18 protein-coding genes and 1 other annotated feature (1 of these 19 only partly in view) are annotated in these 20,141 nt (G+C 36.4%); of the genes, 4 read left to right on the top strand and 14 right to left on the bottom strand.

Features of this window, described 5'->3' with window-relative positions:
- Positions 1-7: 7 nt before the first annotated feature.
- The 3 genes from lepB to NSQ08_RS00855 form a co-directional block, all read right to left on the bottom strand.
- Complete coding sequence (gene lepB, locus NSQ08_RS00865) at positions 8-544, bottom strand: signal peptidase I (RefSeq protein ID WP_002010249.1); 537 nt, start codon at positions 542-544, stop codon at positions 8-10.
- 287 nt (positions 545-831) lie between these two features.
- Positions 832-1,512, bottom strand: coding sequence for a lysoplasmalogenase (locus NSQ08_RS00860; RefSeq protein WP_002029577.1), 681 nt, complete (start codon positions 1,510-1,512; stop codon positions 832-834).
- Between the two features lie 123 nt (positions 1,513-1,635).
- Positions 1,636-2,586 (bottom strand): DMT family transporter, encoded by a 951-nt coding sequence (locus NSQ08_RS00855; RefSeq protein WP_016103260.1) that lies wholly within the window; start codon positions 2,584-2,586, stop codon positions 1,636-1,638.
- Positions 2,587-3,012: 426 nt separating this feature from the next.
- On the opposite strand from NSQ08_RS00855, the gene NSQ08_RS00850 reads away from it, so the two are divergent.
- Positions 3,013-4,938 carry a heavy metal translocating P-type ATPase gene (locus tag NSQ08_RS00850; RefSeq protein WP_002140259.1) on the top strand — a complete coding sequence of 642 codons (1,926 nt, stop codon included), beginning with the start codon at positions 3,013-3,015 and terminating at the stop codon, positions 4,936-4,938.
- A gap of 182 nt (positions 4,939-5,120) precedes the next feature.
- Here NSQ08_RS00850 and NSQ08_RS00845 read toward each other — a convergent pair whose 3' ends face one another.
- From NSQ08_RS00845 to NSQ08_RS00835, 3 genes are read right to left on the bottom strand one after another with little or no spacing between them, the layout of a single operon-like run.
- On the bottom strand, positions 5,121-5,990 hold the full coding sequence (locus tag NSQ08_RS00845) for a YihY/virulence factor BrkB family protein (protein WP_002063656.1): 870 nt from the start codon (positions 5,988-5,990) through the stop codon (positions 5,121-5,123).
- A gap of 5 nt (positions 5,991-5,995) precedes the next feature.
- Positions 5,996-6,511 (bottom strand): DUF4075 domain-containing protein, encoded by a 516-nt coding sequence (locus tag NSQ08_RS00840; RefSeq protein ID WP_340770446.1) that lies wholly within the window; start codon positions 6,509-6,511, stop codon positions 5,996-5,998.
- Positions 6,512-6,564: 53 nt separating this feature from the next.
- Positions 6,565-7,029, bottom strand: coding sequence for a low molecular weight protein-tyrosine-phosphatase (locus tag NSQ08_RS00835; protein ID WP_002140258.1), 465 nt, complete (start codon positions 7,027-7,029; stop codon positions 6,565-6,567).
- Between the two features lie 177 nt (positions 7,030-7,206).
- Between NSQ08_RS00835 and NSQ08_RS00830 the strand changes: the two genes are divergently transcribed.
- Complete coding sequence (locus NSQ08_RS00830; RefSeq protein ID WP_002010236.1) at positions 7,207-7,431, top strand: DUF1128 domain-containing protein; 225 nt, start codon at positions 7,207-7,209, stop codon at positions 7,429-7,431.
- A 192-nt stretch (positions 7,432-7,623) separates the two neighbouring features.
- A complete protein-coding gene (locus NSQ08_RS00825; protein WP_340770434.1) occupies positions 7,624-10,290 on the top strand; it encodes a cation-translocating P-type ATPase in 2,667 nt (888 codons plus the stop codon).
- A gap of 138 nt (positions 10,291-10,428) precedes the next feature.
- Here the strand turns inward: NSQ08_RS00825 and NSQ08_RS00820 are convergent, their stop codons facing one another.
- From NSQ08_RS00820 to NSQ08_RS00790, 7 genes are all read right to left on the bottom strand, one after another.
- On the bottom strand, positions 10,429-11,511 hold the full coding sequence (locus NSQ08_RS00820; protein ID WP_340770430.1) for a toxic anion resistance protein: 1,083 nt from the start codon (positions 11,509-11,511) through the stop codon (positions 10,429-10,431).
- Between the two features lie 18 nt (positions 11,512-11,529).
- Entirely contained in the window at positions 11,530-13,161 is a 1,632-nt protein-coding gene (locus NSQ08_RS00815) for a YceG family protein (protein WP_340770426.1), read from the bottom strand.
- 110 nt (positions 13,162-13,271) lie between these two features.
- Positions 13,272-14,063, bottom strand: coding sequence for a TerC family protein (locus NSQ08_RS00810; RefSeq protein WP_002139507.1), 792 nt, complete (start codon positions 14,061-14,063; stop codon positions 13,272-13,274).
- A gap of 73 nt (positions 14,064-14,136) precedes the next feature.
- Positions 14,137-14,715 carry a TerD family protein gene (locus NSQ08_RS00805; protein ID WP_002010227.1) on the bottom strand — a complete coding sequence of 193 codons (579 nt, stop codon included), beginning with the start codon at positions 14,713-14,715 and terminating at the stop codon, positions 14,137-14,139.
- 80 nt (positions 14,716-14,795) lie between these two features.
- Positions 14,796-15,380: a TerD family protein gene (locus NSQ08_RS00800; protein ID WP_002010225.1), complete on the bottom strand. Its 585-nt coding sequence runs from the start codon at positions 15,378-15,380 to the stop codon at positions 14,796-14,798.
- A gap of 26 nt (positions 15,381-15,406) precedes the next feature.
- A complete protein-coding gene (locus NSQ08_RS00795; protein WP_002091200.1) occupies positions 15,407-16,003 on the bottom strand; it encodes a TerD family protein in 597 nt (198 codons plus the stop codon).
- A 128-nt stretch (positions 16,004-16,131) separates the two neighbouring features.
- Entirely contained in the window at positions 16,132-17,010 is an 879-nt protein-coding gene (locus NSQ08_RS00790) for an ROK family protein (protein ID WP_340770418.1), read from the bottom strand.
- Positions 17,011-17,217: 207 nt separating this feature from the next.
- Between NSQ08_RS00790 and NSQ08_RS00785 the strand changes: the two genes are divergently transcribed.
- Positions 17,218-18,390, top strand: coding sequence for a cell wall anchor protein (locus NSQ08_RS00785; protein ID WP_340780023.1), 1,173 nt, complete (start codon positions 17,218-17,220; stop codon positions 18,388-18,390).
- A 116-nt stretch (positions 18,391-18,506) separates the two neighbouring features.
- Here the strand turns inward: NSQ08_RS00785 and proS are convergent, their stop codons facing one another.
- A complete protein-coding gene (gene proS / locus NSQ08_RS00780) occupies positions 18,507-19,937 on the bottom strand; it encodes a proline--tRNA ligase (protein ID WP_215599081.1) in 1,431 nt (476 codons plus the stop codon).
- 45 nt (positions 19,938-19,982) lie between these two features.
- Positions 19,983-20,141 (bottom strand) — a binding site (T-box leader) (it continues 49 nt past the right edge of the window).

The following is a 20,141-nucleotide window of genomic DNA, read 5'->3' as shown; positions in this document are numbered from 1 at the left end:
CTTATTTTTAATCTACAATTTTCACATGTTCAAATGGATAATATATCGCCATGAACTTTCCTAATACTTCTGTTCTATCAATGAGCCCTAAGCCGTTCCTACTATCCCTACTAACTAAACGATTATCTCCCATCACAAAAATTTTATTTTTAGGAATTGTAATCGGTCCAAAATCTTCAGTTAAATTGATAAGTAATTTTTCTGCCTGTTTTTTATTATTCTTTAAATATTCTTCATTTTTCACTTGATGATTAACATATAATTGATCATTCTTCATCTCAATTACATCTCCTGGTAATCCAATAACTCTCTTCACATAGAAATTATCTGTCTTCACGACAATAATATCCTCTCTCTCATAACTTTCAAATCTCTTTGCAAGTTTATTAATTATTACTTTATCTCCATCTTGTAACGTCGGCCTCATCGATGCTCCTTTTACAGTCGTAGGGAAAAACAAAAAGATTTTTGCCAAAAACACTAATAAACATGCAATTGCAATTATTTCAAAGAATTCACGCAAACGTTTTTTCTTTTGCATCATTCCACCATCTCATCATCTTTTTATTTTTATTATAAGTACTCCGACTGGTTAATTTCCACAAAATTCTGAATTATAACATTAGAATATTACAAATATAAAAATAATAATCCCTATAAATTCACTATTTTTATATACTATGTTTTCCATCTATCAAACAGGACTTTTCCTATGAAATTTATGCTTAGAAAGTATAAGATACTGCACAAATTAAACAAACAAATATAATAGCATAGCAATAAAAAAGATACTCTCAAAATAGTCTATCAACTATTTTTGAGAGTATCTTTTTATAATCCTACATATACAATACACATCTGCGCTGCGACATATGTAAACCAAATCCAAAGCGGTTCATACTTCAGTTTGCGCCCTCCGATATCTGTCACGCCGATAATAAAATCAGAAATCACAAACAGTAAACCACCAAGTGCTGGTATCCACCATATTCCTATATTCTCGTAATATAAGGCGAATGCAAAACATGCCATTCCTCCAACCCACAAACCGTAAATTAGAGCGCCTATTGTAAAAAGTTTGTCTTGTTTTTCATTTCGAATAAAGAAAAACCACCCTATAATTAGAAAGAGTCCGTATACGAATAAACCGATCCAAAAACCATTCCATGAAATACCTGTTTGTAAAAATGCTTTCACATAGAAACAATGTGCAAGAGCGAAAGTAACCATTCCTCCAATTAATCGATGACCAATTGGAATTAATCCTGCCATAAATAAATCCCCTACAGTTGATAAAGTCATACCGAGTGCAACCCACGTACTGTACTCAGCCGATGGATCTTGTAACCATATCCAAATTGCACTTCCTGTTAAAGAAAAACTAAGAATAAGACGAACTGCTAAAGGTAACGGCATATTATTTCTCGTTCTCTTCGTCTGTCCTATTGCATAAATTGCTCCCATTAAAAAAAGAATAATTTGCCCGACTAACACAATGTAAAGTACATTCATAATATGTTCTCCTCAATAAATGCTTTATTCTATCTTTTTTCGTTACATATATCACGTTCTCCTTTTTCTATGTAAAAAAAGAAGAACAATACTGTTCTTCCATTTTAATCGTTTTTCTGTTCTCTATGCTACTTGTTTTTCTTGCTCAACTTTCTTTTTAACCGGGTTACGATTTACTACAATAATTCCCGCTGCGACACATGCTAAACCAAATAGTACAAAGGAATGGATTGCTTCCCCTAAAATTAGACTTGATAGTAGCACACCAAACACTGGTATAAAGAACATATACATCGAGACTTTCCCTACTTTGTTATACTTCATAATTGTATTCCATATACAGAATCCGGCCGCTGATAAGAACGATAAATATATGAGCATAAGTATTGCATGTAGATTAAATGTGAATGGCATCATTCCAACTTGAAATGCACCTATACATAGTAACCCAATTGATCCGAAAATCATCTGATATGCTGTCATATACCCAATATCTAATGTTTTACTACCTTCTTTCGCTAATATGTTTCCATACGAATACATCATGGCTGCCCCAAGAAGTAATAAGCTACCTATTCCAAAATGAAATGATAAACTTCCATCACTCGGTACATTCACTAAAATCACACCGCAAAAACCGATAGCTACTCCAATTATTTTTCGCCTATTTAGAGCATCATCTTTATATAAAAAGTGTGCGAGTAAAATTTGAAAGAATGATGATGTTCCTGAAATAATCGCTCCTTCAATTCCTGAGCTGTAACTCATTCCAATATAAAAACATATATATTGAAGAAAAGTTTGAAACAAGCCAATTTGAACTAACTGCTTTCCTGTTCCTTTTTTGAACTTCATATCTTTTCCTAACGCTTTAAAAAATAATAAGAGCATTACACCAGATAAGAAAAAGCGATAGCCAGCAAATAATATTTGTTCCCCGACTTCTTGCGGCTGAATTCCAAGTTCAGCATAGCTTAATTTAATAAAGGGAAATGCGCTTCCCCATAAAAATGTTGCTACTATTGCAGCAATAAACACGCCAATCGGATGGGTAAAAAATTTCTCTGTCTTCAACTTGATGTCTTCCTTTCCGACCTTTTTATGAACAATATTCATATATACCAAAGGAAATGCGAAAACACAAGTTTTCAGTTTATCCCGCTATTCGCCGGGCAGTAAAACTCCCACCTCCAAATTCGGCTGGGGCAAAGAAGTTAGGTGGGAGCCCTGTTGCCCGTAAAATCCCGATTGGCGAGGGCTAATAATCAGCGTGGGATGAACAAAACCACCACTAATTAAAGTTTCACTTTATACTAAAACAAAAACATATCATCTAAGAAAAACATATGCTATACTATAGAATAATTACAACATAATAACTATTAAAATCAGATTCAACAGAAATGCTGCTATCCATTATGGATGGCAGCTTTCGTCGTTTTATAGGGGTTTCGATTTTGATTCTTTTTCTCAATAAGAATTCGGAAGGAGCGAGTATTAATGAACGCAGAAGTAAAAACATTACAAGCACAAAAAGATATTTCTAATCCCTCTTTATGGGATACATTAAAGAAACATTATGAACTTATATTTGCAATCGCATCTGGTATTTTTATTTTAGCTGGTTGGTTATTCACAAAAAATGATGTAATAAGTGCAGGTATTACTTTATATATCCTTGCTTATGTAATTGGAGGATTTGCAAAAGCGAAAGAAGGTATTGAAGACACAATTGAAGAGAAAGAGCTAAATGTTGAAATGCTCATGATTTTTGCAGCTATCGGTGCCGCAGTTATTGGTTACTGGGCAGAGGGTGCTATTTTAATCTTCATCTTTGCATTAAGCGGAGCAATGGAATCTTATACATTAAGTAAAAGCCAAAAAGAAATTTCAGCACTTCTTGATCTACAACCTGAAGAAGCATTACGTATTTCAAACGGAATTGAGGAACGTGTTCCAGTTGAACAATTACAAATTAACGATATTATTTTAATTAAGCCAGGTGAGCGAGTTCCTGCTGATGGCACAATTCATACTGGTGAAACAAATATTGATGAAGCTGCTATTACAGGAGAACCCATTCCGAATGAGAAAAAATTCGGCGATGAAGTATTTGCCGGCACTGTAAATTTACGTGGTGCTATTGAAGTTAAAATTACGAAGCCGAGCGATCAAACATTATTCCAAAAGATTATTCGTCTCGTTCAAAGTGCACAAAGCGAAAAATCCCCATCACAACTATTCATCGAAAAATTTGAAGGAACATACGTAAAAGGTGTACTACTTGTTGTTGCTCTTATGATGTTTGTTCCTCATTTCTTACTTGATTGGAGTTGGAATGAAACGTTTTATCGCGCGATGATTTTACTTGTAGTCGCTTCTCCTTGTGCGCTAGTTGCAGCCATTACACCGGCAACTTTATCAGCAATTTCAAACGGAGCGAGAAACGGTATTCTCTTTAAAGGTGGTATTCATTTAGAACGTCTAGCTTCAGTAAAGGCGATTGCCTTTGATAAAACAGGAACATTAACACAAGGAAAACCTACTGTAACAGATGTATATGTTCGAGAAGGCATAGCAGAAAGTGAAGTACTTTCTATTACAGCAGCGATTGAAAGTCACTCTACACATCCTTTAGCAGAAGCGATTGTTAAATATGCAAAACATGCTTACGACATTACGATAAAAAAACCAGAAAACGTTGAAGATGTAACTGGTTTTGGATTAAAAGGAATATTAGAAAACAAATCTTATAAAATTGGTAAAGCTGATTTTATTGGAGAAGAAACAAAGACATTTCATAATGGCATTTCTGCTTCACTTGAAAAAGAGGGGAAAACTGTCGTTTATATTAGTGATGAGGATGGTATTCTTGGACTGATCGCTTTAAAAGATACCCTTCGCCAAGAAACGATAGCGGCTATTCGTGATTTGCAAAGCATTGGTGTCGAAGCAATCATGATTACTGGTGATAATGAAGAAACAGCAAAAGCAATTGCCAATGAAAGTAATATAAAAGAATATTACGCATCATGTTTACCGGAAACAAAAGTTGAAACGATAAAGCAGTTAAAAGAAAAGTACGGCATAGTCGCCATGGTTGGAGATGGTATAAACGATGCACCTGCACTCGCTACTTCTAGTATTGGTGTTGCAATGGGTGAAGGAACAGACGTAGCATTAGAGACTGCAGACGTTGTTCTTATGAAAAACGAATTATCTCGTCTCTCTCAAGCAATCCGTTTATCAAAACGAATGAACCGTATTGTGAAGCAAAACGTTATCTTCTCTTTAGCTGTTATTGCAATGCTGATTTGTTCTAATTTCTTGCAGTTTTTAGCTCTTCCATTCGGTGTTATTGGACATGAAGGAAGTACCATTCTTGTAATCTTGAATGGCTTACGATTATTAAAAGGAAATAAGTAACGGGTCCCTGATAAAGGACCCGTTTTTTTTAATGGTAGCTATTGTGACCGTTCGCACTACTGCTCGTTTTATGCTTTGGATGCGAACTGCTCTTTTGTTTATTATTACTTTTATTATTGTGGTTCTTTTTATTATTACTCATGAAATATCCCCCCTGTTCCCTTTTATTATGGAACAAGAGCTCATTTTTCATTACGGGAATTATTGTCACCCGTTCTATAATGATGGAGTAAACCATTAATTTCACCGCCAAGTAAAATTACCCACGCAGTTAAGTAAAACCATAACATTAAAATAATGATACCACCGAGACCACCATATGTATTAGCGTAATTTGCAAATTTATCTACATAATAGGCAAATGAGTACGATACCACAATCCATCCTACAGTAGCAAATATTGCTCCCGATATGACTTCTCTTCGCTTTAATTTCCGATCAGGCGCAAATGTATATAAAAAGCTAAACAAAGCGATTAAGACAAAGAAACTTGCTACTAAACGCGTAATACTCCAAACATAAGAAAAACTATCCGATAAACCAATTGCTTTAAACACGGCTGCCCCAATCACTTGTCCAAATACTGGGACGATTAGTGCAAACACAATCATAAAAATTATCGCTAACGTGAACACGATAGATAAAGCTCTTGTTTTAATAAAGGAACGGGTTTCTGTTACATCATAAGCGCGGTTAAAAGCGTTCATAACCGCATTCACCCCGTTTGAAGCAAACCATAACATCGATAGTAAACCGAATGATAATAAACCACCATTTTGTTCGTTTACAACTTTATCTACGTTTACTTCAATTAAGTTCATCGCATCTTCTGGTACGTACGGTTCTAATAAATTGAGCACACTTTCTGTTTGAAGGTCAATAAAGCCAAGAAGCGTAATTAAGAAAACAAGCCCAGGGAAAATCGCAAGCAAGAAGAAATAAGCGAGCTGTGCTGCTAAGCCCGCTACATCATCGCGCATCGTCCGGTCATATAAATCTTTCCCAAACGAAAAGGTGCGATTTCTTTTTGCTTTTTCTAGAAATTTCCTCATATTTTTTAGACGCTTTTCTTCTCTTCTTTATTTTGCTTTAGCTCAATGTATGCTTCAGTTTTTTTTTCCTCTGCATTTGAGTCCTTCATAAATAATTCACGCGCTTCTTTCATACCACCATCTTCAGCTACTACTGGCTCTTCTTCTGCTTTAAGCTCATCTACCTTTGGAGATACAGCTTCAATTTCAATCGTTTCCGGCTTTTCTACTGGCACAACTTTTCTCTTACTAAAAATTTCTTTCGTCTCTTTTAACGTTTCTACAACAGACGGCGTCAATTTTTTGATTTCTGCTACTTTCGCTTTTACTACATTGAAATCAGCAAGTTCGCGTCCTTTATCTGTAACAGTTTGCACTTTTTCTTTTATCTTCGAATTTTCACCAATTTCAATCATCTTTGTTTTTGCTTTTTCTGCCGTGTTTTTTACTTTTTCACGGTTTTCTTTCTTTAACATAGATACAGCTACACCTGCAGCTACACCAATCGCAATGTTTCGAGCAATATTATTTTTCTTTGCCATATTCCTTCACCCTTTCATTTCTTATATTAGAAAGTATTACTTTCTAAGCTTCCTCATATTCCTTGTTCATTTCGAATGAAAGCTACTAGCTTTGCACACCCTTCTGTTACAAGGTCATACACTTCTTGGAAGTTCCCTGTAAAGTAAGGGTCAGGAACGTCTGTCCAGCCACCGTCTGGAACAAAATCGGACAGTCTACCAATATAGCCTTCAGTTTTACCAAAACTTTTTAAATCCGCTATATTCTTGTTGTCCATGGCAATAATATAATCAAACTTTGTTAAGTCTTCTTTTTCTACTTGCCGTGCTTTAATTCCTTCAAAAGAGACTTCATTTTCTTTTAAAATTTTTTTTGTTCCTTTATGTGGCGGATGACCAATATGCCAATCTCCAGTTCCTGCAGAATCAATGACAATTTTCTCTTCGAGTCCCTCTTTTACGACAAGATCCCGAAAAATTGCTTCTGCCATTGGAGAACGACAAATGTTCCCAAGACAAACAAACAATACTCGGACCATATTTTTGTTTCTTCCCTTCTTGGTGCATTTCTTACTATATACTTATATAGTATAAACAACCAATTATTAATTATAAAGGAAATCCCTACTAATTTAATAGGATTGAAAAGTTTCATTAACGAAAATGATAAAAAAATGTTAAGATAACCTTATGTTATTTTAAAGGGGGACACTTCGGTGGATTTATCCGTAAAATCAGAAGCAAACGTTGAATATATGGTAGAAGCTATTAAAGAAAAATTACGCATGGTTAATGCTGGAGCAATGAGAGCTGCTAGTTTTAACGAAGAAATGTACGAGGACTTACGTGACATTTATGAGCACGTTATGAAACGTGAAACATTCAGTATTAGTGAAATGCAAGCTATTACTGAGGAATTAGGTACATTAATTAAAAAATAACAAAGAGCCTCACGTATTCGAGGCTCTTTTAATTTCAACAAATTCATGACAACTCTTCTCTTTTCCTCCTCTCATTCTAAATTACTGTACAATGAAAGTAGAACCTCACCTTAGATTTTTTCCCCATACATACTACTCTAAAAAAATTGAAACACTACCATTGCTAACTGTTTTTACTGGAGGTGCTTACTTATGAGCAATTGGTACAGTAAGACGAAAAATCAAACATTAATCGACCTAGAAACAAATGAACAACACGGTTTAACAGATAAAATCGTAAATGAACGTTTAAAGCAATATGGTTATAATGAATTAGCTACCAAACAAAAACGTACTTTATGGCAGCGCGTTTTCGCCCAAATTAATGACGTCCTCGTATATGTCCTTATTATCGCGTCCCTTATTTCCGCCTTTGTAGGTGAATGGGCTGATGCAAGTATTATCGCGCTCGTTGTAGTTTTAAATGCTGTTATCGGTGTAATCCAAGAATCGAAAGCGGAACAGGCTTTAGAAGCATTGAAAAAGATGGCAACACCTAAAGCTATCGTAAAGCGAGATGGTGAACTAAAAGAGATTCCATCTGAGCACGTCGTTCCAGGTGATATCGTTATGCTTGATGCTGGGCGGTATATCCCCTGCGATTTACGACTTATCGAAACTGCGAATTTAAAAATTGAAGAATCTGCTCTAACTGGTGAATCTGTCCCTGTCGATAAAGATGCAGTCTACCACCCTTCCATGCAAAATGATGAGCAAGTACCATTAGGTGATCAAAAAAACATGGCCTTTATGTCGACGTTAGTAACATACGGACGTGGCATCGGTGTTGCTGTTGAAACTGGGATGCATTCACAAATTGGCAAGATCGCTACCCTTTTACATGAAGCAGACGATGATATGACACCACTTCAAAAAAGCTTAGCACAAGTAGGAAAATATTTAGGATTTGTCGCTGTAGCTATTTGCACTACTATGTTTCTCATCGGTTTTTTACAGGGCCGGGATACGTTAGAAATGTTTATGACCGCAATTAGTTTAGCTGTTGCAGCCATTCCAGAAGGCTTACCAGCTATCGTTTCCATCGTTCTTGCAATTGGTGTTCAGCGTATGATTAAACAAAACGTTATCATTCGTAAACTACCCGCTGTTGAAGCTCTCGGTTCTGTCACAATTATTTGTTCAGATAAAACAGGTACATTAACTCAAAATAAAATGACCGTTACTCACTTTTATAGTGATCGCACATACGACCAGCTAGAAAATTTGAATGTAAATAATGATGCACACCGTCTATTATTAGAAAATATGGTTTTATGCAACGATGCCTCTTACGGTGCCGACTCACAAACAGGGGATCCTACAGAAATTGCCCTTCTTGTTGCCGGAAGCTCTTTTAACATTCAAAAAGATCATTTAGAAAATAAACATGAACGTGTTAACGAATTGCCTTTCGATTCTGATCGTAAAATGATGTCAACTGTACATACGTACGATGAAGGCTACTATAGCATGACGAAAGGTGCTATTGATAAACTTTTACCTCACTGTACCCATATCTTTATAAATAATAAACTTGAGGTCTTAACAGATTCTGATAAAAATCAAATATTAGAAGCTGCCGAGTCAATGTCGCAAGAAGCCTTAAGAGTACTTTCATTCGCATATAAACGATACGATTTAAACGATATGGATATAAATCATCTCGAAGAAAATCTCATCTTTATCGGTCTTGTCGGTATGATTGATCCACCACGTACAGAAGTAAAAGATTCAATTACAGAATGTAAAAAGGCTGGTATTCGCACAGTTATGATTACGGGTGATCATAAGGATACCGCCTTTGCAATTGCCAAAGAACTTGGCATTGCTGAAGAAATATCTGAAATCATGATTGGAACTGAATTAGATAACATTCCAGATACAGAACTAGCAAGTAAAATTAATCACTTAAATGTATTCGCTAGGGTCTCTCCAGAACATAAAGTGAAGATTATAAAAGCATTACGTGCTAAAGGAAATATCGTTTCCATGACTGGTGACGGTGTAAATGATGCTCCATCTTTAAAACAAGCAGATGTTGGAGTAGCAATGGGAATTACAGGAACAGATGTCGCAAAAGGCGCAGCAGATGTAGTTTTAACAGATGATAACTTCTCATCTATTGTGAAAGCTGTTGAAGAAGGAAGAAATATTTATCGTAATATTAAAAAGTCTATTCTCTTCCTACTTTCTTGTAACTTCGGCGAAATTATAGCTCTCTTTTTAGCTATTTTACTCGGCTGGGCAACACCACTACGCCCTATTCACATTTTGTGGGTAAATTTAATTACAGATACACTGCCTGCATTATCACTCGGTGTTGATCCTGAAGATTCAGATGTGATGAAGGAAAAACCACGACATGCGAAAGAAAGCTTATTTAGCGGCAGCGTTCCTTTTCTTATTTTCAATGGGGTTGTAATTGGACTTCTTACTTTAACAGCCTTTATCGTTGGGGCAAAGCTCTATACAGGAGATACAAATTTATTTCCTCTCTTCCCAGAGCAAATTGATGAAGACGCGCTATTACACGCTCAAACGATGGCATTTGTCGTTCTTAGTTTCTCTCAACTCGTTCATTCATTTAACTTACGTTCAAGAACAAAATCAATTTTTTCAATTGGGATATTTACAAATAAATATTTAGTCTTCTCACTTCTAATCGGTGTTCTTATGCAAGTGTGTATTATCTCCATCCCACCTCTTGCCAATATATTCGGTGTGCATGCATTAACAATGCGAGATTGGGGATTTGTTCTCTTGTTAAGTATCATTCCGCTTGTTGTGAATGAAATCATTAAATTATTTAAGAGAAAATAAAAGGCAATGAGGAATATTCCTCATTGCCTTTTTGTTTATCCCGCTATTTGCCGTGCAGTAAGACTCCCACCTCAAAATTCGGCTGGAGCAAAGAAGTTAGGCGGGAGATGAACATCTCCCACTGATTAAAGTTTCACTTTATCCTTGTAATTCTTTTTTGATATTCTCTGTTAATGTAGCCATACGCTTGCGACTTTCTTCACGCTCACGTTTATTTTGCTCTTCAATTTGTTGTGTTTCTTGCATACCTCTTGAAATAATGTTCCAAGTTTCCTCAAGTGTTTCCATCTTAATACTAGAAGAACCTGATAATCTCGCTACTTCCACACTTTGAGTTGCGATATTTTGTGCATTTTTCTTAAGTAATTCATTTGTACGGCGATCAAGTTCAGCCATAGAGTCCGCAACAAGCTTTTGACGTTTCGCATTTACCGCTTGAATGATACCATTTTTAAAGATAGGAATCGTTGTAATAAATGCCGTATTGATTTTACCGATTAATTTATTGTTACCGCGTTGAATCATACGAATTTGTGGTGCTGTTAATAGAGCAACCATACGAGCTTTTTCTAAATCATCAATACGTTGTTCTAAAATTTCAACAGAGTTTTTAAGCGATTCTAATTCAATACCCGCCAACTGATCATTATTACGTATGCGCTCTTCGTACATCGGAACTAACTCTGTATTTAAACGCTCTAATAACATTTCCCCTGCTACTACGTATTTTTCTAAGTCTAAATAATACTTTAAGTTTTGCTCATATAAACCATCTAACGTACCAATTGATTTTTTCATTTCATCTTGATACTTCGTAATTTCTACGTATACTTTATCCATTTCGCGACCCATCGTCTGATACTTACTAAAGATTTGTTCAATCATTTTATCTGCTTTTTTGAACATACGTGAGAAGAAACCACTTTTCTCTTCCGCAAAGTCTTTACTATCAAATCTGTCCATAATTTTACCGAGCTGTTTTAATAATTCACCAGAGTCTTCTATTTTTGATAAAGACATTGTATGTAAAATTTGATCAGCGAAACGTGAAATCTCCATAGAAGGCTCTTTTCCAAGCTCGATTAATTCTAATTGGTCTTTAATGTCTACTGTATTATAAATACGTTGCACTTCAGCATCTTGCCTAAGTTGTAAGCGAACATCTTGTGCGGTTTGCTCATTCAATTCTGTTTTCGAATCTAGTACGACTGGGTTATTCATATGGTATTCTCCCTTTCCTTATAAAAATGGACGAAATAGTCCTTTTATTGTTTGTGATAAATTTTTATAGGCTGATGAACCATGAAATTCAAGATCGAAATTAACTTCTTCAAGCCAATGTGAATCAAATGCTCCTGATTCAATATACGGTTCAATATCGTTTCTCCCCGTTGGATTAAAATGAAATACATCTACTCCAATTTGATTTAAAAATAGTAATAACACAGCATCAGAACGACTTAATTCTCCGCTCTTCTCATTATTAAATATAACAATTTTCGGTACTTCTTGCGAATAATCAAATTTCTCAAGCTGCTCTAAAATGTTCGGTGGTATTTGAGAGAGTTGTGCGAAAACATAAAGTGCTACATCTTGTTTCGTCTCTTTCGCAATTGGTTTACACATTTCACTTTCACACGTATGGATGATTGCTTCTGCAATACCATGTTGTAATCCTTCTGGTAAACGCTTATGTGGCCACCAATGGCTGTTCATAATTAAATCCGGATGTAACTTCCCTGCGCGGTCCAATGCATCTCGATAATGATATTGGAAATTCGCTTTTTGTTCTTTCGTAAACGGGAATGTATTAATCAAGAAACTGTTATCAAATGATGTAACAGCCTTTAATCGCTGAAAATATTCTTTATCATTCTTTGAAACACCTGATATTTTTGCAAATAAAGAAGGAATATAAATATGCTTATTTTCAACAAAGAATGTTGGACGTACAAATGCCTTTTCTTTCGTAATTAAAAAGAGTTCATCGTACGTTGTTTTGAGCGTACGGGCTACAGGTGTATACGAACGGAATTGCCACGGTTTGTATAATAATGAATTATCGTGGTGAAGTACTTGCTCGATTTCTTTTGAAGCTTGATAAGCTACTGTTGCGACGCGTTCACGACGCCGATCAGGAAATGGTTCCAATGAAATACGTCCTGAATGAGATACGACAAAGGTCTTTCCTTCCTCATCTACACTCTCAAATCCATCTTTTCCTTCTGGGTGATAATAAAGCACATCACAGCCGAGCATAATAAGAAAGTATAAGAAATATATACGACTCTCCGTCGCATCACCGTACCAAACGATACGTGGCATTTGTTTCTTATAATTAATCGTAGAGAACCACTTCGCTACGTAATTTTCACTTAATTTAATCATATCGATTAAGAAACGCCGGAATCCTTCTGTTTTTAAAGATTGATTATGTTGTTTCTCATACAATTTCAATACAGAAATAAACGTCGTATGTATATAATGCTGTAAATCAGGATTGTCTACTTGCGGTAATAGTTGTTTTCCAGACAAATGTGCTACAAGCCTATTTACTGTAAGTCCATTCGGCGCTTCTTGATGTAATGTAAAAACCTCTTGAATATGGCGCAGTTTTTCGGGATCAATCACCTTATTTAAATTTTGTTCATGCAAAACCTCGATCCCTTTTGCTTCACTATAATCAAATAGTTCATTGAAATATTCATCTACATCATTCGGAACACCAAGAATGCGACTTGCTATATAACTAAATTTCATCTCATTCACTGTCAGTTCATATTGTGGGCGTTTTTCTAAAAGCGCTTCAAATTGCTTTAAATCTGATTCATCTTTTAATGCACATGGTTGAAGTGTAAAACGTGAAAACACAACAGTTCACCTCCAAAAACATTTACGTTTTTTATAAAGTCTCTCTTCTATTATAAACTATTTTTAGTTATAAAAAATGGGCGCTCGCATAACGAGCAAACCCATTTCAATTATTTATGTTCATTTTTAGTAGCTGCAACTTCTTCTTTAGCTTGTCCAGAATTCTTCATGTAGTGAAGTATAAATGTTGCTCCAAACGCTATAACTAAAATAATAAAGAACAGCATATGACTTACTTCAATATGAACGACAGACAGTAGCATTTTTGCTGCAATAATTAAGATTAAAATATATGCTGTCGTTTCAAGTTCTGGAATACGCTCTAACAATTTTAAGAATACGCCAGCGATACCGCGCATCATTAAAATACCGAGCATTCCACCTAATAGTAAAATCCAAACTTCATTCGATACACCAAATGCAGCAAGTACACTATCTACAGAGAACGCAATATCCATTAACTCAACCATCGCAACCGTTCCCCAGAAGACACCAAACATTCTGAAGAGAATACTATTTTGGTTCATACCATGAGCTTCCTCTTCTTCTGCATTACCTTTTCGTTTATCAATGAAGTATTTAATTGATAGCCAAGCTAAGTAAAGTGCACCTAACACTTTTACCCATGCTAATTTAATTAAGAACATTCCGATTCCAATTGCAATAAAACGAAATACATAAGCTCCAATAAGTCCATAGAATAATGCTTTTTTTCGTTTTTCTTCTGGAAGATGTTTTACCATTACCGCTAACACAAGTGCATTGTCAGCAGATAATAACCCTTCAAGTACAACAAGTGTACCTATTAACCCCCAAGATACTGGATCTTGTAACACTTTAATCCACATGTCCAAGTCGAAAAACTGAGCATACGTATCAAGGATTCCTTGCAAAATACTCATCTTACCTTTATCCCCTATTCTTTGCTAGATTTATAGAAAGGTCAAAAAAAGGAAACGAATACCGTTTCCCTTCTTATGCATCCAAGCCATACGCTCTTACAAGCGCACCTAATCCACCTTGGAATCCACTTCCTACTGCACTAAACTTCCACTGTCCATTATGACGATATAATTCACAAAAGACAACTGCTGTTTCAATGGAGAAATCTTCCCCTAAATCAAAACGAAGAACTTCTTCGTTTGTTTCTTCATTTGCTAAACGAACGAATGCATTTGCAACCTGTCCAAAGTTTTGATTACGGCCTTCACCATCATAAATTGTAACTGTAATAGCAATTTTATGAACATCTGCTGGAACCTTTTTCAAATCGACAACAAGTTGCTCATCATCACCGTCACCTGCACCTGTACGGTTATCTCCTGTATGTAAAACTGATTCACAAGGAGACTGTAAATTATTATAGAAAATAAAATCAGTTTCCTTCGTACATTTCCCGTTCGCATCTAATAAAAAGGCAGATGCATCTAAATCGAAATCAGATCCACCATCATAAGATTTAATATCCCATCCAAGACCAATTACTGCTCTTGATAAACCTGGGCTTGTTTTAGCTAAATCAATTTTCTGTCCTTTTTGCAATTGAATAACCATATATATTCACCTCTATATTTTAATTTTTAAAAATATATCCATCAGTAATTACGCGTTTCACTGATGGATATATAAATCTATTACTCTACATCTAAACCAAAGTTATTACATAGAGAACCTAATCCACCTTGGAATCCACTTCCGATTGCATTGAATTTCCATTCACCTGCGTGACGGTATAATTCGCTCACTACTACAGCTGTTTCAATAGAGAAATCTTCTCCTAAATCGTAACGAATTAATTCTGCATTCTTTTCTTCATCCATAATACGTACGAAAGAATTAGAAACTTGTCCGAAGTTTTGGCTGCGGCCTTCTCCATCATAAATTGTAATTGTGAAACAAATACGCTCAATGTTAGCAGGAACATTTTTTAAGTCTATTTTAATTGTTTCATCGTCGCCTTCACCTTCACCTGTACGGTTATCTCCTAAATGCTCTACAGCACCATTCGCACCTTTTGGATTATTATAGAAGACGAAATCCTCTGCACCTGAAACTTTACCGTTAGCACCTACTAAGAAGATACTAACATCTAAATCGAAATCATTTTGTCCGTCATAACGATTCGTATCCCAACCAAGTCCTACAAGAACTTTCGAAAGACCTGGATTTGTTTTTGTTAAGTCTACCTTTTGTCCTTTTTTCAATGAAATAGATGCCATATTATACTATTCCTCCTTGGTTTATTTTATTGGTAACGTGATACAATCTCACTTAAGTTTTTATCTTGTGTTCCTTCTCCCACTGCTGAAAACTTCCATTCGTTTCCGTGTCGGTACATTTCACCTGCAATTAAAGTCATTTTGCCAGCATAATTATCTGACAAGTTATAACGCGCTAATTCTTCACCTGTTTGTGGGTTTTGAATACGAATATATGCATTGCGAATCATCCCAAAGTCTTGACGACGATTTACACAGTCATAAATATTTACAACGAATACTAAACGATTAATACGGCTCGGAACTTTATGTAATTCTACGAAAATTGTTTCGTCGTCACCAGCGCCTTCACCTGTTAAATTATCTCCTGAATGAATAATACTACCACAAGTAGAAAGTTTGTTGCCGAAGTAAACTAGATCATTTTTGTTTAAAAAACGATCCCCTTCTAACATAACGACAGATGCATCACAATCTACACTTGGTTTACTTCCAAATAAAGAAGACAGAAACCCACCTGATTGCCCAATTGGATCCCAGCCTAAGCCAACCTGTAGTTTCGCTACTCTCGGTTGTCCTTTCGTTAAATCAATCTTTTGTCCTTTTTCTAAAATAATAGGCATGAAGTTTCTTCCTTTCTACAAAGCATTTTCCAACTCGGAAAACATTGTATTCTTCTCTTATATTGTAGCATTATTTATCTAATGAGAAAAAGGATAAATTCTCAATTATATGAAAACAGATACTATATTTATTTATACTGATGTAATAAGTGGTAAATAGAGCCAATCATTCCTGCACAATTACCGCTTTGCGCAAGTTTAATCTCACAATTACTATAAATCTCTTGATTTAAGTATGTTCCTATCTCTTCCTTCACTTCATTTAAGAAATCATCTCCTCTTTCAGTAATTCCCCCACCAATAATAATCATTTTCGGATTAAAAATATAAGCAAGATTGCTAATACCAATCGCCAAATGTTTAAAGAAAATCTTCACGGCTTGAGTAACACCGCTATCACCCTTATCATATAATTCGAAAATTGTTTTACCATCCCACTCCTTTTTATCTTTATATTTTCGTACGAGATGAATTAATCCTGAAATTGAGGCAACTTCCTCAAAAGTTTTCCCTTCTATTAACATGTTCCCCCATTCCCCAGCGCCAAACGAATGTCCACGGTATAACTCTCCATTTATAACAATTGCTCCACCAATGCCCGTTCCAAGCGTAAGCATAATGAAATCACTTTCTCCCCTCCCTGTACCTTTCCATTTCTCGCCTAAGGCTGCACAATTAACATCATTTTCAATAGATACAGGAACTTTTAATACTTCTTGTAATCTCTCAACAATAGAAATATTAGCATAACGTGGAATATGATCCACACCTCCCGTTATAACTCCTTTATCAATATCAACAATTCCCGCTGTACTAATACCAATTCCGGAAATAGTATGTTCAGTCATTAACTTTTTTGATAAACATATAAGTTTTTGAACAATTTGTTCCCCGCCCAAGTGAATTTCTGTTGGGACCTTTTTATGTATTAGTACTACCCCTATTTCTGAAACAATTCCATATTTAATTTGCGTACCACCAATATCAAATGCAATATATTCTTTCATCCGTTGCCACTTCCTCTACTGTTATGAGTGTAAATTCTCCAACACTCTACTATTTGCAAGGAATTTACATTAACTCTTTTCTCCCTTTAGAAATACACCACCTTTTTCTATATATAGTTTTTTTTGCATAAAACTCTTTTTCCTATGAAATATTACAAAGGGGTGTATTTTAGATGGAACAATAATTTTTTCTTCAGGAGGAAAACAATGACAAAAATCTTCATTTTAGCATCAACACTTTCTTTATCCTTTTTTAGCGGCTTAAATATTGGTAATGCTGCAACTGAAAACTTCCATCCAATAACAAACGCTATTGTACAAAATAACGATACTTTAGCAGAAGGTAATTCAAAAGATAATAATAAACCTCCAGGAAACAATGGTTCTCAGGACGATAGTGGTTCTGGTGGCAATGGTTCTGGTGGCAGTGGTTCTGACGGCAGTGGTTCTGGCGGCAGTGGTTCTGGTGGCAGTGGTTCTGGTGACAATGGCTCTGGTGGCAACGGTTCTGGCGGCAATGGTTCTGGTGGCAGTGGTTCTGGTGGCAGTGGTTCTGGTGGCAGTGGTTCTGGCGGCAATGGTTCTGGTGGCAATGGTTCTGGTGGCAGTGGTTCTGGTGGCAGTGGTTCTGACGGCAACGGTTCTGGCGGCAATGGTTCTGGTGGCAGTGGTTCTGACGGCAACGGTTCTGGCGGCAACGGTTCTGGTGGCAATGGTTCTGGCGGCAATGGTTCTGGTGGCAACGGTTCTGGCGGCAATGGTTCTGGTGGCAACGGTTCTGGCGGCAATGGTTCTGGTGGCAGTGGTTCTGACGGCAACGGTTCTGGTGGCAGTGGTTCTGGCGGCAGTGGTTCTGACGGCAACGGTTCTGGCGGCAGTGGCTCTGGTGGCAATGGTTCTGGTGGCAGTGGTTCTGGCGGCAGTGGTTCTGGCGGCAGTGTTTCTGACGGCAATGGTTCTGGTGGCAGTGGCTCTGGTGGCAGTGGTTCTGGCGGTAACGGCTCTGGTGGCAGTGGTTCTGGTGACAATGGCTCTGGTGGCAATGGCTCTGGTGGCAACGGTTCTGGCGGCAGTGGCTCTGGTGGCAATGGTTCTGGTGGCAGTGGTTCTGGTGGCAGTGGCTCTCAGGGCGGCAACCGTGTTAAAGGCGATAGCAGTTCTCAAGGTGGCAATGGCTCTCAGGGCGGCAACCGTGTTAAAGGCGACAGCAGTTCTCAAGGTGATAATGGCTCTCAAAATGGCAAAGCAAAAGATAATTCAGTAAAACAAGGCGATAAGTTACCTAATACTGCAACACATTATCCTGCATCTATTTTAATGGGACTTTCAACATTCCTAATTGGTATGTTACTATTTATTCGCCGTAAAAACGCAAAATAAAAAACAACATCCTTCCATCTAAAAAATACATGAAACAAATTGTAAAACTAAAAAGGACTTTGGATTGCATTTTATTATGCAGCTCAAAGTCCTTTTCATCATCTATCAAAAAAGCATTAATACGCTTTTCCCCAATACACCATTTGCTTAGCTTCTTTACCACAGCAAATACATTCGTCAGCTAAATGCTCTTGCTCAAAAGGCATACAGCGTGAAGATACTCCAACTTCTTCTTTTAGTTTCTCTTCACAAGCTAATTCTCCGCACCACATTGCCTTAATAAACCCTTGCTTTTCATCAGCTATTTTTTTCATCTCTCCGAAATTCGTCACACTATAAGTACTCTCATCTCTAAATACTTTTGCTTTACTAAATAAAGAATGATGAATCTCCTCAAGTAATGATGGGATGCGCTCTTCTAATTGATCCATTGCTATAAACTCTTTTTCTTTCGTATCTCGCCTTACAAGTACAACTTGATTCTTTTCAATATCCTTTGGACCAACTTCTAATCTAATTGGAACACCCTTCATTTCATACTCATTAAATTTCCAGCCAGGTGTTTTATTACTAGCATCTATTTTTACTCTCGCAACCTTTTGAATACGCCCTTGTAACTCTGTTGCTTTTTCTAAAACTCCTTCTTTATGCTGAGCAATAGGTACGATAACAACTTGTAATGGTGCAACTTTTGGCGGCATTACAAGTCCGTTATTATCGCTATGAACCATAATAAGTCCACCTATCATTCTTGTTGATACACCCCAAGATGTTTGATGTACGTATTGCCATTTACCGTTACGGTCTAAAAACTTAATATCAAATGCTTCAGAGAAATTCGTTCCAAAGTTATGAGATGTTCCTGTTTGAAGTGCTTTTCCATCATGCATTAAACTTTCAATCGTATAAGTTGCCTTCGCTCCTGCAAACTTTTCTTTTTCTGTTTTTTGCCCTTTAATAACCGGAATCGCTAAATACTCTTCACAAAAAGCAGCATATAGATTTAAAATATTTAATGTTTCAATTTGAGATTCTTCTGCCGTTTCATGAATCGTATGACCTTCTTGCCATAAAAATTCAGTTGTACGAAGGAATGGTCTCGTCGTCTTCTCCCAACGAACTACTGAACACCACTGGTTATATAACTTTGGTAAATCATTATATGATTGAACAATTTTTGAAAAATGCTCACAAAATAAAGTTTCAGATGTAGGGCGTATACAAAGTCTTTCCGCCAATTTCTCATCCCCGCCATGAGTAACCCATGCTACTTCAGGAGCAAATCCTTCAACATGATCTTTCTCTTTTTGTAATAAACTCTCTGGAATAAACATTGGCATGTACACATTTTCATGACCAGATTCTTTTAATTTTTCATCCATTACTTTCTGCATATTTTCCCATAATGCATAACCGTATGGACGTAAAATCATACAACCTTTCACACTTGAATAATCAACAAGCTCCGCTTTTTTTACAATATCGGTATACCACTGAGCAAAGTCTTCTTCCATCTTCGTAATGGCTTGTACTTGTTCTTTTACCATAGTTATTCTTCCTCCTTTAGAAAATAGAAAAAGCCCGCGTCCCCAAATAGGGACCGAGCTTTGTCGGCGTTACCACCCTGATTCATACACAAAAAAATTGAGTATGCTCTCTTTTTGATAACGGGAATTTCCCGCTGCATATGCAGAACTCAAAGGTAGGTTCCATATCGCCTCTTTAAGAATCTTCCAGCCAAAAGGATTCTC

Source organism: Bacillus sp. FSL E2-8887 (genome assembly GCF_038007205.1).
Lineage (GTDB): Bacteria > Bacillota > Bacilli > Bacillales > Bacillaceae_G > Bacillus_A > Bacillus_A mycoides.
Note: the sequence above shows the minus strand (reverse complement) of the source record. Positions and strands in the feature narration are given on the sequence as shown.